Consider the following 13,862-nt stretch of genomic DNA (forward strand, 5'->3'; position numbering starts at 1 on the left):
GAAAAGTAAGACAGGAGGGAACAGTAGTGAACAAAGGACAAGTACTACAAGTAATGGGTCCAGTTGTTGACGTAAAGTTTGACAATGGCCATTTACCAGCTATCTATAATGCATTAACTGTAGCGATTGAACGTCCAAACCAAGCGCCTTCAACGTTAACATTAGAAGTAGCTTTACACTTAGGAGATGACTCTGTTCGTACTATTGCTATGGCATCAACTGACGGCCTTAAGCGTGGTACAGAGGTAATCGATGCTGGTGCAGCAATTTCTGTTCCAGTTGGTGACGTAACATTAGGACGTGTATTCAACGTACTAGGTGATGTTATTGACTTAGGGGAAGAGATTTCAGCGGAAGACCGTCGTGATCCAATTCACCGTCAAGCTCCAACATTCGAAAACCTTTCAACAGAAGTTGAAATTCTTGAAACAGGTATCAAAGTAGTAGATCTTTTAGCACCATATATTAAAGGTGGTAAAATCGGTCTATTCGGTGGTGCCGGCGTAGGGAAAACAGTTCTTATCCAAGAACTTATTAACAACATTGCTCAAGAACATGGTGGTATTTCGGTATTCGCTGGTGTTGGTGAGCGTACGCGTGAAGGAAATGACTTATTCCACGAGATGAGCGATTCAGGCGTTATTAAGAAAACAGCAATGGTATTCGGTCAAATGAATGAGCCACCTGGCGCACGTATGCGTGTAGCTTTAACTGGTCTTACAATGGCTGAATATTTCCGTGATGAGCAAGGTGCAGACGTACTTTTATTCATCGATAATATCTTCCGTTTCACACAAGCAGGTTCTGAGGTTTCGGCTCTTTTAGGTCGTATGCCATCTGCAGCTGGTTACCAACCAACACTTGCTACTGAAATGGGTCAATTGCAAGAGCGTATCACGTCAACTAATACTGGTTCTGTAACATCAATCCAAGCGATTTATGTACCAGCCGATGACTATACGGATCCAGCTCCAGCGACAACTTTTGCTCACTTAGATGCAACAACAAACTTAGAGCGTAAATTATCTGAGATGGGTATCTACCCAGCCGTGGATCCTTTAGCTTCTTCTTCTCGTGCGCTTTCTCCAGAAATCGTAGGTCAAGAGCATTATAATGTAGCTCGTCAAGTACAATCTACATTACAACGCTATAAAGAGCTTCAAGATATCATTGCAATCTTAGGTATGGATGAATTAGGTGACGAAGACAAGTCAACGGTTAACCGTGCTCGTCGTATTCAGTTCTACCTATCTCAAAACTTCCATGTTGCAGAACAATTTACAGGTCAAAAAGGTTCATACGTTCCAGTTAAAGAAACTGTTGAAGGATTTAAACAAATTCTTGAAGGAAAATATGACCACTTACCAGAAGATGCTTTCCGTCTAGTAGGACGCATTGAAGAAGTTGTTGAAAAAGCGAAAAGCATGGGCGTAGAAGTATAATAATTCGGACCTGGAGGTAAAAATATGAAGACACTTACAGTCAATATTGTCACTCCCGACGGCCCGGTATACGATTCTGAAGTAGACATGATTATCGCTAAAACAGCATCCGGTGAAATCGGTATTTTACCTGGTCATATTCCAACGGTTGCGCCACTTGTTATTGGTGTAGTTAAGTTGAAAAAAGATGGGAAAACCGAGTACGTTGCAGTAAACGGAGGATTTGTAGAAGTTCGTCCTGAAAAGGTTACGATTTTAACACAATCAGCCGAGGTTGCTTCAACGATCGATTTAGCTCGTGCAAAAGAAGCGATGAAACGTGCAGAAGAACGTCTTCAAACTAAGCAAGATTCGATTGATTTCAATCGTGCTGACCTTGCTTTGAAACGTGCAATGAATCGTATCAACGTTTATGAGGGTAACATTTAATTTGAATGGTTATGTAACGGGCAGATTTATTTCTGTCCGTTTTTTATCTTTAAGAAATAGAAAGAGAGGGAAATATAATGGGCTTATTGAATGGGGAGCAAGCAGTGATTGCAATTTTAGCCAATATTTTCTTTATAGGTATTGCCTTTTATGCGTTACAATCATTAATGGTAGACAAGCTTATTAAAAAAAATCACGTGTTTCAAGCTCAGCTTTTTTATATTTTAGCTAGTGTTATGATTGGCTCTAGCGTTGCAAATTTTTTCTTAAATCTAACTGCATGGTCAAGTCAATTACAGTATCTATTTAATTAGATCCTATATGCTCATGCAAATTATGGACAAGTTTGTATGAGCATGTAGAATCTCCTCATATTTCCTGGGAAATTTCTTTTCTAATAGGTTTTAGGAGAAACATTGTAGGGTAATTTATAATTATCTACACGAAAAGACAGGGTATTACGTATAATAGAACAAGAAAATTTACCAATAAAGCCATTGAAAATAGTGTTTTAGATGCTTGTATATAGTCGAAATACGTTGTATGATGATAATGTTTTGTAAACCTAAAATATGACATCATACATATTTCTTTTATATAAAAGCAAATGAGGATAATGAACTCGGAGGGAACGAAGTGGATAAAATCGTTGTTAAAGGCGGCCAAACGTTACAAGGTAAAGTGCGAGTAGAAGGAGCTAAAAATGCTGTTCTACCAGTTCTAGCAGCAGCTTTACTTGCGACAAAGGGAAAAAATATTATTAAAGATGTACCGACTCTTGCAGATGTTTTGACAATAAATGAAGTTTTAAAAAGTTTAAATACAGAAATAACCTATAGTCCCGAGAAAAATGAAGTGATCATTGATTCACAACAAAGACTTTCTAGTGAGGCACAATTTGAGTATGTACGTAAAATGCGTGCTTCTATACTTGTTATGGGACCAATCTTAGCGCGTAATGGATTTGCTCGTGTAGCTCTTCCAGGCGGTTGTGCAATCGGATCAAGACCAATCGATCAACATTTAAAAGGCTTTGAAGCAATGGGTGCAGAAATTTCATTCGGACATGGTTTTGTAGAAGCAAAAACAAATGGTCGCTTACAAGGTGCAAAAATTTATTTAGATGTACCAAGTGTTGGCGCTACTGAAAATATCATGACTGCAGCAGCACTTGCAGAAGGTACGACAGTAATCGAAAACGCTGCTAAGGAACCGGAAATTGTCGATTTAGCTAATTTTATCAATGAAATGGGCGGCAGTGTAAAAGGTGCTGGTACGGATACAATTCGAATTGAGGGTGTAACTGAACTTCACGGTACGGAACACCATATTATCCCGGATCGCATCGAAGCTGGTACTTTCATGGTAGCAGCAGCGATTACAAAAGGCGATGTTCTGATTGAAAACGCCGTGCCTGAGCATATGACGGCTCTAATTTCTAAAATGCAAGAAATGGGTATCGAAATCACAGAAGAGGATGAAGGTCTTCGTATACGATCTACAGGCGATTTAAAATCTGTAGATATTAAAACAATGCCACATCCTGGTTTCCCTACTGATATGCAATCGCAGATGATGGCATTAATGATGACAGCACACGGAACAGGTATCATTACGGAAACAGTTTTCGAAAATCGTTTTATGCACGTGGAAGAATTCAGACGCATGAATGGTAATATGAAAATTGAAGGTCGCTCTGTGATCATGGAGTCTCCATCTAATTTACAAGGTGCAGAAGTTGCAGCAACGGACTTACGCGCTGCAGCAGCATTAATCATCGCTGGTTTAGTCGCAGAAGGTATAACTCGTGTTACAGAGCTATATCACTTAGATCGCGGCTATGTCGATTTTGACAAGAAGCTTGCAGCACTTGGTGCAGATATCGAACGCATCGGAAGCGAAAGCACAGAGAAAACAGTACAATTCGTATAATAATATATGTAAAGCACTATCCAAGTATACATGGATAGTGCTTTTATCAATTGCTTAAGGATAGAGGGAATGGTTGTGACTGGTGTGTTTGCGATGTGATTGGTCTCGATTAGACAATAATCGTTATTCGTAAAGATTAAGCTTAGAAAGAAATATGGTGTCGAATTTCAGAGTAAGTTGTGGTTTAGTTTAAATTGTTCTCGTTAAGTCATTTAATTTCGAAAACAAGATGCTATATTTAGCGTTCCGAGATTGACCGGTCTTCATTAGCATGCTGTTTTTCAGAATTCTTGTTGCTTCATGCTTGTTATTTAATTTTAAAAATTGCTGACATTCCTTGTTAGTCATCGTATTTTTATAGATAAAGAAATAATCCCTCAATGCTTGTTCGTGAGCCTTTTTGTGATAGATTTTACAGCGTGGACAAAACCAATTATGACTTACCTTTCTCATGCCAATTAAACCACACTGAACGCATTCTACTCCTTTTAAAATGGATTCAGGTGATATAGAGAAGTGGTTGCATATAGGGAAGGGAAGAAAATCATAATTAGAGTTTAGAATCCAGTCTTTGAGTTTATCTAGATCTTCACTTGAAAGGAGAGGTTTGTCTATCTTGATTTTTCTTAAAAAAGATTTGATTTCTTTTCGTGACAAAACAATTGTATTACTTGGAGAGGTTTTTATATAACTATTGAAAGCAAAGACAATGGCACTATAGATTGGCAAATGAATGTGCTTGCCACGTAATAATTGGTTTAAGTGATATACGTATTCCTCTAGTTGAAGAACTGGGCTATCATATGTATTGATTTCGCCAGTTTCGAGTTTTCGCACAAGCTGTAGGGGATTTGTTGTAAATGAAATTTCTCCTTTTATATTTTTCACCTCAAAAATAACCGCATAATAAGGGGAAATTATTAATATATCCATTTGAAAAAGAGATTCTGTGTATAACGAAATATTGTGGAATACATAAAACTTATACGGCAATTGTACTTGCTCCAACACTTTCATCACAACTTCTTCACCTAAATCACCTGCAACCTTTTGATGGTATTCATCTTGAATCAATTTAAGCTTTGGATGCTTCCTTGGCAGACGTTTATACAGTGCTTTTAGTGCTTCTACATATAGAGTGGTGGAATATTTTTTTGCTATCATCAAATCACCTCGCCGCTAGAATACCATAATAGTATTAGTGTAATAAAACGATGAAAACGCGATTTTTATACGGTAGATTGCACAAAAATGATGGGAAAATTGAATTCTGATCCTTATTTATGCTTCAAAATTCAATTTTGGCATTTTAAAACATATTTGGTCTCGCTTTGGGATGAGATGGTCTCGGTTAGTCGTCATTTGATCTCGGTTAGAAGTCAATTGGTTGTGGTTACATACATATTGGTCTCGTTAAGCCATATAATGTTATTTATTGTAAAATAATACCTCCAGAAGCTCGTGGAATGTATTCAAAATATAATTGGTCTCGATTTGGGATGAAATGGTCTCGGTTAGTCGTCATTTGATCTCGGTTAGAAGTCAATTGGTTGTGGTTACATACATATTGGTCTCATTAAGCCATATAAAGTCATTTATTGTAAAATAATACCTCTAGTAGCTCGTGGATGAATGTATTCAAAATATAATTGTTATCGCTTTGGGATGAGATGGTCTCGGCTCCCTAACCAATTCTCCTAAACTACTTCCAACAGAAAAATTCTATTAATTCAAAACTACTTAATCATTAGAATCTACTTGCTAGCATATAGTACCCCTATGAAACAAAATATCCTTTTATTAATCCTTTGCATTGGCCTCTTGTTCTTACCGTTTTTACTGATCAAAGAAAAGCAAGTAGTAAAACCTGTACCAGAAATCACACCGAAACTCGAAATTGCCTGTCCAATACTAATCGAAGTGAAAGGGGTTAAAGAGAAAATTCCTCTCGAAACGTATGTATTAGGAGTAGTTGCTGCCGAAATGCCGATTACCTTCCATGAAGAAGCATTAAAGGCACAATCGATTGCTGCGAGGACATATGTGCTGAAAGCAACAAATTACGGAGAAAAAACCATCGACAAAACGGTGCAAAAGCAAGTGTATGCGAGTGAAGAAGATCGGAAGAAAAAATGGGGGGGTTCCTTCGAGCAATATGAAGCAAAACTCCAAAAGATTATCGCGTCCACAGAAGGCGAAATCATTGTATATAAAGACCAACTTATTACTGCAATGTTCTTCTCCACGAGCAACGGACAGACAGAAAGTGCTGAGAACTACAGTGGCTATGCCATTCCTTACTTAGTTTCCGTTCCAAGTGAAGAGGAAGAACTTTACGCGCAAAATATGAATAAACAGTTTGAATTCACGAATAAAGAATGGGCGAACGCATTTGGATTAAAGTGGTCGTCTTCTATACCAAATACGCTAGAAGTCAAGAAGTCGGATTCTAATAGAGTGGAGTCTATACAAATGAACGGAAAAATATGGACAGGCAGAGAAGTGCGTACTTTACTTGAACTACCCTCTACCGATTTCTCTATATCTTTTCAATCTAATAAAGTCGTAGTCGATACCGTAGGATATGGGCACGGAGTAGGGATGAGTCAGTATGGAGCAGAGGTTTTAGCCAATGATTCTGTAGAGGCTCATGACATTTTAATTCATTACTATAAAGGAACAGTAATAAAAAGTTTTTCTCCATGTTTAAAATCTCCATGATTTGCTAAGAATAGCAATTGAGGTGATGAAAATGAGAGAAGAACAATCAAACAAGCCTTCTCAGAAGAAAAAGAACGACCCGAAGAAACCTTGGTTTTGGCCAGTAGTATATGTTGGTTTTTCGGTAGTATTTGTAGGAATGATTTGGGGTTACAATGTGTTTGTTAGCACAGATTCAGCAGAAGAGTCAGAATGGACCGATGCGAGTAAAACCGATAAGGTAACAATTGAGACGAACGCTAAAGCAGAGTCAATGAAATATCCTTTCAAAGAGACCATGTTAGATAACGTCGAGATTGTACAGCATTATTATGACATGGAAGCTGATGAAGCGACACGTGAGAAATCATTAGTCGTATTCAAACAATCATACATCATGAGTACAGGTGTATCTCTGTCTATGAATAGCGAGCCTTTTGAAGTTGTCGCTGCATTAAGTGGAAAAGTAGAAGAAGTCAATTTAGACCCATTTGAAGGGGATGAAATCGTCTTATCTCATGCAAATGGTATGCAAACAAAATATCGCTCAGTCACTGGCATTCTAGTAAAAGTTGGGGATGTAGTAGAACAAGGTCAATCTCTTGCAACCGCTGCTGAAAATGAATGGAATCCAAATGCAGGAGTTCACTTGCAATTCGAAGTACTTGAAAACGGAGTACTAATCAATCCGGAATCATTACTAGCTTTTTAATTCATAATACCTTATACGTATGCATAAAGTGATGGAAAGTGTTCCTTTACTAACGAAAGGAAGAGTTAGTGCACGAAACGATTCGTCATAGATGCATACGTTTAGGTGAAATGGTTATTGAAACAAAAAAAACCGTTCGTGCCATCGCGAGCACAACCGGGCATTCCAAAAGTACGGTTCACAAAGATTTAACGGAAAGACTCCATTTAGTAGATCCGCAGTTAGCAAGAGAAGTCAAAGAAATACTTGCGTATCACAAATCAGTGAGGCATTTGCGAGGTGGAGAAGCTACGAAAAGAAAATGGAAAACCAAAAAGGAAGATAGGAAAGGTCGTGAATTGTAACAAATCACGACTTTTTCTTATTGTCTAGAAATGTATTAATCGCTGTATTAACTAGGCATTTCGCATATCCGACTATATTCGTTCTGTTAATCCATTTATTTCTAAAATTTATCCCATTTTTCTACATATTCTAACACTAAAAACAGTGTATTTATGACAAAACTATGCTAAAATTAAAAGTTAGAAACGTACATATAAAAAGGTTTTAATAGGGAAGGAGAAACACTGTTAATGTTTGCTAAGGATATTGGAATCGATTTAGGTACGGCAAATGTATTAATTCATGTAAAAGGCAAAGGAATTGTTTTAAATGAACCTTCCGTGGTTGCAATAGATAGAAATACAAATAAGGTGCTTGCAGTTGGAGAAGAAGCTCGCCAAATGCTTGGTAGAACACCTGGTAACATTATAGCAATTCGTCCTCTAAAGGATGGAGTTATTGCTGATTTTGATGTGACGGAAGCAATGCTAAAACATTTTATAAATAAATTGAACGTAAAAGGATTTTTATCTAAGCCTCGCATATTAATTTGCTGTCCTACTAATATTACAAGTGTTGAACAAAAAGCAATTAGAGAAGCAGCAGAAAAATCTGGTGGGAAAAAAGTGTATTTAGAAGAAGAACCAAAAGTAGCTGCAATCGGTGCTGGTATGGATATTTTTCAACCGAGCGGTAATATGGTAGTGGATATTGGTGGAGGTACGACAGATGTTGCAGTTCTTTCTATGGGTGATATCGTAACTTCTGAATCTATTAAAGTAGCTGGTGATGTTTTTGATAACGATATTTTACAATACATAAAAAAACAGTATAAGCTATTAATTGGTGAACGCACAGCTGAAAATATTAAAATAACGATCGGAACAGTTTTCCCTGATAGCCGTCATGAAGAAATGGACATTCGTGGACGTGATATGGTAACAGGACTCCCAAGAACGATTACGATTAAATCAGATGAAATAGAAAAAGCACTACGTGAATCTGTTTCCGTTATTGTACAATCAGCAAAAAATGTACTAGAAAAAACACCACCCGAATTATCTGCTGATATCATTGACCGTGGTGTCATTATTACCGGTGGAGGAGCACTTTTACATGGAATGGATCACCTTCTCATGGAAGAATTGAAAGTACCTGTATTTGTAGCGGAAAACCCTATGGATTGTGTTGCGATTGGTACAGGGATAATGTTAGACAATATTGATAAAATATCTCGAAGATAAATAAGAAAAGCGTGTGATGCGGTTTTATTACTGCGACCACCTTTTTCTGAAGCTGAACAACTATAGAGTGGAGGCTTTCTCATGTTTCGTGGATTTAATACAGTTGCATCGGGTATGATAGCGCAACAGCGTAGAACGGAATTGCTGACAAATAATATGGCGAACGCAAACACACCCGGATACAAGGCGGACCAATCAACAATTCGTTCATTTCCAGAAATGCTTTTGTCACGCGTTGGACCAACAAAAATACCGACTGAAAACCCTATAAACGGGAAGTATGCTACAGAAGTTGGGGGACTAAGCACGGGTGTGTATATGCAAGAAACAATTGCTTTATTAACACAAGGTCAACTGCAACAAACCGATTTTAATACGGATATTGCTTTAATAGATGGTAGTCTTCCAGTGGACGAGGAAACTGGGCAAACAGGTGCATTATTTTACCGTTTACAACATCCTGGACAAGGGGAAGCATACACTCGCAATGGGAATTTCACGCTCGATGCAGAAGGGTTCTTAACGAACGCACAAGGCTTATACGTGTTGGATGCAGAAGGGCAACGTATTCAATTACAGAATGACGATTTCCGAGTTGCGGACGATGGACAAATCTTTGTAAATGATGCGTCCGTTGCACGAATTGGAGTATCATTTGCAGCACAACCTGAGAAATTAATGAAACAAGACAATGGATTATTTCGTACAGCTGATGGCACAGATTTACCATCAGCATACAACACTGCTGACGTAAGCTTTTCTATGCAACAAGGATTTATCGAGCGTTCGAACGTCGATTCTGCAAGAACAATGACGGACCTTCTAACAGCATACCGTGCATTTGAAGCGAACCAAAAAGTACTGCAAGCATACGATCAAAGCATGCAAAAAACAGTAAATGAAGTTGGGCGCATCAACTAATTAAGAAGGAGGTTCTTTCGAATGTTACGTACAATGATCACCGCAACGAACACAATGTCCCAACTGCAAAGTCAATTAGATGTAATTGGAAACAATCTTTCCAACTCCAATACACACGGCTTTAAAGCAAAAGATGTAAAGTTTCAAGAGCTTCTTTATCAGCAATATAATAATGATAAGTTAGATAAAGTCGATCGACAATCTCCTACAGGGATTCGTTACGGAGTAGGTGCATCACTTGCTCAAGCGCAGATGAACTGGAAACAAGGAAGTATTCAATCGACAGATCGTGATTTAGACTTCGCTTTTCAAGAACCAAAACAATACTTTAATATATTAATGCCAGACGGTGAAAATGGGCAACAAACAGCTTATACTCGCCAAGGAGCTTTTTATGTGTCTCCACTTGAAAACGGACAATTAATGCTCGTAACCGGAGATGGATATCCAGTTGCTGACTCGACGGGACAACCAATAACGATTCCGGAAAACGTTTCGAGCTTTTCTGTAAATGAAACGGGCATCCTTACGGCAACCTACTCAGACGGGGCAACAGTTCAAAGAGAGTTAGCAGTTTCTGTTTTACAAAAGCCAGAGTTGATGGAACATATTTCTGGGACGTATATTGGGATGCCTGAGAATTTAGCTGCATTAGGTGTGAATGAACAAGACGTGATGAAAAACTTGCAAGGTGCAGACCGAGGCGAAATCGCTCTTACAAACCAAGTGCTTGAAATGTCTAATGTAGATATATCAAAAGAAATGACCGATCTTATGACGGCACAACGATCGTATCAATTTAATGCTCGTTCTATTACAATTGCGGACCAAATGATGGGTCTCATAAATGGAATACGATAATCATTCCCGTAAAAGGAGTTATCTTTATGACCGAAGAAGGAAAAATTTCTGGCAGACAACAGCGTAGATTAGAAAAAGAACAGGCAACCGATGTGAAAACAACAAAGTGGGTACAGATTCGCATGTTCCCTATTTGGCTACGCATACTATTAATCATCGTGCTTTTTGCTGGAGCAGCTGCTTTAGGACTAATGGTTGGCTACGGAGTTTTGGGAGACGGATCACCAAAAGATGCGCTCAAATGGGAAACTTATCAGCATATTTTAGATATAAAAAATGGCAAATAAAGCTATTGGAGGACCATAACATGTTAACAACAGAACAAGTACAAGCGATTTTACCACATCGCTACCCATTCTTAATGATAGACCGAATGTTGGAAGTAGAGGAAGGTAAACGTGCAGTAGGATTAAAAAATGTAACGATAAACGAAGAGTTTTTTAATGGCCATTTCCCAGGATATCCGGTAATGCCGGGCGTTCTAATTGTGGAAGCGCTCGCACAAGTTGGAGCAGTAGCTGTTTTGCAAATTCCTGAAAATAAAGGAAGACTTGCTTTCTTTACAGGAATCGACAACTGTCGTTTCAAACGTCAAGTGAAGCCAGGCGATCAATTAAGACTAGAAGTAGTACTTACTAAGCTTCGTGGACCAATGGGAAAAGGTCATGGGATAGCAACAGTTGATGGTGAACTTGTTTGCGAAACTGACATTCTATTTGCATTAGGACCAGTTGTAGAAGACAAAATCTAATTTGCAATATTTGGTTACATAATATAAAATAGTATGAGCAATTATTCTAAAGTGGGTATATTGGCTTTTTAAATGTAGGGAGGATTAAAATCTTCATGTATAATGATTTATCATCAGGGATAAAAAGTAGTATTACTAGATCGATATCAAAGGCATTTGAATTATATATGGCGAAAATCGGCTGGAATGAAGATTCGTTTACAATGGAGGATTTTGTCAAGAGTTGGCAGGAGTATATAACGGAATCCGCTTCATGGTACGACAAAGTTCCTCTTGAAGTAAAGGAAAGTACAGATTTTCATGAAGAAATTGCTAAAAAAATCAATGCTTCTATTGAAAAAATCTTAACAGAACCAGTACACGAAGATATAATTGCATCTATAGAAGTGATGCAAAATAAATTAAATACTCATTATAAATATGGATGTAAAGCGGAAGCATTATACGTTGAATCTGTATTAAAAGAATTGGAAAAACAGGCATAATTGTCAGAGGATAGTTCCTTCTTTTCTTGGATAACCTATCGTAAGTCACTAAGAGGTGATGAAGATACCAAGAAAGGAGGAATTTTTTTTATGTGGAAAAAAACCGTTCCAGCTGTGGCTTTATGTTCACTTTTATTAGTCGGTTGTAACACCAATGATAATACCGTCCCGTCGAATAATGAAACCCCAATGCAGGACATTAAGAGAGACGTGGAGGACGTGACGACTCCGGATGTAAATACACCTTCACCGAATAATGGTAGAGATGTCAACAACTATAATAACGGTGTAAACGGTGTAAATGACGGAACTACCAACAATGGTGTAAATGATGGAACAATCAACAATGGTATAAATGGAAATGGAACTAACCAAAATATAACTCCTAATGCGGAGAACAAATGGATTAAAGAGCCAAACGTAAAAGATGAAGTTATAAATGACGGCACGATGAAATAGAAATTTAAAAAAGCTGACCCTAGTTAGAGAAAAACTTACGTTTTTAAAACCGTAAATTCTTTTTAAACAAAAATCCGGCACTTCTTGTTCAAGTTTGAACAGGAAGTGCCGGATTTTCTTTGGTGAATTTCTTCTTTTTTTGAATCAATTTCATCATTCCAATTTACATGAAAAATACACGAACAAATACTAAAGGAATATATGTATAGTTGATTTCCGCTGTAGGCGGACGCTTTCCGCGGAGTGAGCGATAAGTCATCACCGCCACTACGCGTCGTTTGTGATGGCTTATCTGTCTCACTCATCCCGCAGGAGTCGCCGCCTGTCGCTTCAATCTACAAAGTGATAAATAGGATGAAGAAAAAGTTGCTGCAAAAAAACTGAAGATATCCGTTAATCTTTTTTTAAAGAAGGTCTTGTTTTCATGTCATGCTCAAATTTAGCTAAAAGTTCTTCTCCTGTATATCCATCCTCAATTAAGTCTGCAAGTAGAGATTCTGCATATTGTCTTCTAGCCCGCTTCAATGTCCCACGAAGCAATACGGATAGATGATTTCCAATCCGTTTGACCGAATAGGTAGCGACTTCAAAATGAGCAGGTTCGTTTTCTGGATAAGAAATGACAACTTTTGCTCTAAACAATTCGTTTGTTGATTTTAATTCGTTAAAAAAATCCTCGAATTTTTGATCAATAAATAATTCTAAAATCCAAGAACGACTGCTATTTTCTTGGTTAATGACAATGCCATCTTCAATGGCAATTGGTACTTCTTCGTTTTCCCGAATCAGATTAACCGAAATCATTTTAAACGTTTTCATGGGCAATCCACCTTTTAAGGACTAATTAATACTAATTATAGCATAGTGAGACTTTGGAAAAAAATAATTGTAAAACTACTAAAATTGCATTCTTGATTTATTCCATTGCACAGTTTTCTAAGAGTTAGTTAAAAAGGAGCGTGCAAAAATGGAATTTTGACTAGTAAAAACGCTTCAAAATGAAATTGCTGGCTTTTGCTAACAATTTACAATGGCTTTATGATAATGCTAATCAAAGAAAAGGAGGTGACATGGTGAACACAGTTTCAATAATCGGACGAATGACAAAATCTCCGCAACTCAAACAATTATCAGAAGGGAGGGTACAAACAAGTTTTGTAGTCGCCGTCAGTAAAGCCTATAAAAATGATGAAGCGGACTTTGTGCTATGCACGATTTGGGGAAAGCTCGCAGAAACGACCGTTAAGTATTGTGGGAAAGGCTCGCTTGTTGGGATAACAGGCAGGCTTAATACGAGGTCATATGAAAAAGGCGAAGGAACAAGAGTATTCGTAACAGAAGTAGTTGTGGAGGATATCCGATTTTTAGCAACGAAGAAACGGGAAGAGGAAGAAGATAGACAGGAACAAGACAAGAAAACGGAGAGCGATTTTGAATTTCCAACAACACAATCCAATCAACTTCCAGTATAAATATTAAATGGCCGCAACCAATTTAATGCTGAACACGAGAGGAAAACCTGACCGATGAAGCGCGGCCAGGTTTTTTATGTGGAGCTGTTAAACTACATTGTTTCTATTTGGTAAAATCCGTTTGTTTTCC

The 13,862-nt window shown here is 37.8% G+C and carries 17 protein-coding genes; 15 read left to right on the forward strand and 2 right to left on the reverse strand.

Features of this window, described 5'->3' with window-relative positions; genetic code table 11:
• Positions 1–26: 26 nt before the first annotated feature.
• The 4 genes from atpD (at position 27) to murA (ending at position 3,803) form a co-directional block, all read left to right on the forward strand.
• Positions 27–1,442 (forward strand): F0F1 ATP synthase subunit beta, encoded by a 1,416-nt coding sequence (gene atpD / locus MHH81_RS03335; protein WP_340917854.1) that lies wholly within the window; start codon positions 27–29, stop codon positions 1,440–1,442.
• Between the two features lie 24 nt (positions 1,443–1,466).
• Positions 1,467–1,871, forward strand: coding sequence for a F0F1 ATP synthase subunit epsilon (locus tag MHH81_RS03340; RefSeq protein WP_340917856.1), 405 nt, complete (start codon positions 1,467–1,469; stop codon positions 1,869–1,871).
• Between the two features lie 77 nt (positions 1,872–1,948).
• On the forward strand, positions 1,949–2,185 hold the full coding sequence (locus MHH81_RS03345; protein ID WP_340917859.1) for a DUF1146 family protein: 237 nt from the start codon (positions 1,949–1,951) through the stop codon (positions 2,183–2,185).
• A 322-nt stretch (positions 2,186–2,507) separates the two neighbouring features.
• Entirely contained in the window at positions 2,508–3,803 is a 1,296-nt protein-coding gene (gene murA, locus MHH81_RS03350; RefSeq protein WP_340917861.1) for a UDP-N-acetylglucosamine 1-carboxyvinyltransferase, read from the forward strand.
• 189 nt (positions 3,804–3,992) lie between these two features.
• Here murA and MHH81_RS03355 read toward each other — a convergent pair whose 3' ends face one another.
• Positions 3,993–4,967: a nuclease-related domain-containing protein gene (locus MHH81_RS03355; protein ID WP_340917864.1), complete on the reverse strand. Its 975-nt coding sequence runs from the start codon at positions 4,965–4,967 to the stop codon at positions 3,993–3,995.
• Positions 4,968–5,582: 615 nt separating this feature from the next.
• Between MHH81_RS03355 and spoIID the strand changes: the two genes are divergently transcribed.
• From spoIID to MHH81_RS03405, 10 genes are all read left to right on the forward strand, one after another.
• Complete coding sequence (spoIID, locus tag MHH81_RS03360; protein ID WP_340917866.1) at positions 5,583–6,524, forward strand: stage II sporulation protein D; 942 nt, start codon at positions 5,583–5,585, stop codon at positions 6,522–6,524.
• 31 nt (positions 6,525–6,555) lie between these two features.
• Positions 6,556–7,215, forward strand: a complete 660-nt coding sequence (locus MHH81_RS03365) for a M23 family metallopeptidase (protein WP_340917870.1) — start codon at positions 6,556–6,558, stop codon at positions 7,213–7,215.
• Between the two features lie 68 nt (positions 7,216–7,283).
• A complete protein-coding gene (locus MHH81_RS03370; RefSeq protein WP_340917872.1) occupies positions 7,284–7,559 on the forward strand; it encodes a sporulation transcriptional regulator SpoIIID in 276 nt (91 codons plus the stop codon).
• 231 nt (positions 7,560–7,790) lie between these two features.
• Entirely contained in the window at positions 7,791–8,783 is a 993-nt protein-coding gene (locus MHH81_RS03375) for a rod shape-determining protein (RefSeq protein ID WP_340917874.1), read from the forward strand.
• A gap of 81 nt (positions 8,784–8,864) precedes the next feature.
• Positions 8,865–9,704, forward strand: a complete 840-nt coding sequence (locus MHH81_RS03380; RefSeq protein WP_340917876.1) for a flagellar hook-basal body protein — start codon at positions 8,865–8,867, stop codon at positions 9,702–9,704.
• A gap of 21 nt (positions 9,705–9,725) precedes the next feature.
• Positions 9,726–10,565: a flagellar hook-basal body protein gene (locus MHH81_RS03385; protein WP_340917878.1), complete on the forward strand. Its 840-nt coding sequence runs from the start codon at positions 9,726–9,728 to the stop codon at positions 10,563–10,565.
• A 26-nt stretch (positions 10,566–10,591) separates the two neighbouring features.
• Positions 10,592–10,852: a DNA-directed RNA polymerase subunit beta gene (locus MHH81_RS03390; RefSeq protein ID WP_340917880.1), complete on the forward strand. Its 261-nt coding sequence runs from the start codon at positions 10,592–10,594 to the stop codon at positions 10,850–10,852.
• A gap of 20 nt (positions 10,853–10,872) precedes the next feature.
• The gene (gene fabZ / locus MHH81_RS03395; RefSeq protein WP_340917883.1) at positions 10,873–11,316 is read left to right on the forward strand and encodes a 3-hydroxyacyl-ACP dehydratase FabZ; all 444 of its coding nucleotides are present in this window, start codon (positions 10,873–10,875) and stop codon (positions 11,314–11,316) included.
• Between the two features lie 95 nt (positions 11,317–11,411).
• Positions 11,412–11,801 (forward strand): hypothetical protein, encoded by a 390-nt coding sequence (locus tag MHH81_RS03400; RefSeq protein WP_340917885.1) that lies wholly within the window; start codon positions 11,412–11,414, stop codon positions 11,799–11,801.
• Positions 11,802–11,891: 90 nt separating this feature from the next.
• The gene (locus MHH81_RS03405) at positions 11,892–12,260 is read left to right on the forward strand and encodes a hypothetical protein (protein WP_340917888.1); all 369 of its coding nucleotides are present in this window, start codon (positions 11,892–11,894) and stop codon (positions 12,258–12,260) included.
• 393 nt (positions 12,261–12,653) lie between these two features.
• Here MHH81_RS03405 and MHH81_RS03410 read toward each other — a convergent pair whose 3' ends face one another.
• Positions 12,654–13,079 (reverse strand): YwpF family protein, encoded by a 426-nt coding sequence (locus tag MHH81_RS03410; protein ID WP_340917890.1) that lies wholly within the window; start codon positions 13,077–13,079, stop codon positions 12,654–12,656.
• A 251-nt stretch (positions 13,080–13,330) separates the two neighbouring features.
• On the opposite strand from MHH81_RS03410, the gene MHH81_RS03415 reads away from it, so the two are divergent.
• Positions 13,331–13,732 carry a single-stranded DNA-binding protein gene (locus tag MHH81_RS03415; protein WP_340917891.1) on the forward strand — a complete coding sequence of 134 codons (402 nt, stop codon included), beginning with the start codon at positions 13,331–13,333 and terminating at the stop codon, positions 13,730–13,732.
• Positions 13,733–13,862 lie beyond the last annotated feature (130 nt).

Origin of the sequence: Psychrobacillus sp. FSL H8-0484 (assembly GCF_038005325.1) — a bacterium.
Taxonomy (GTDB): Bacteria; Bacillota; Bacilli; order Bacillales_A; family Planococcaceae; genus Psychrobacillus.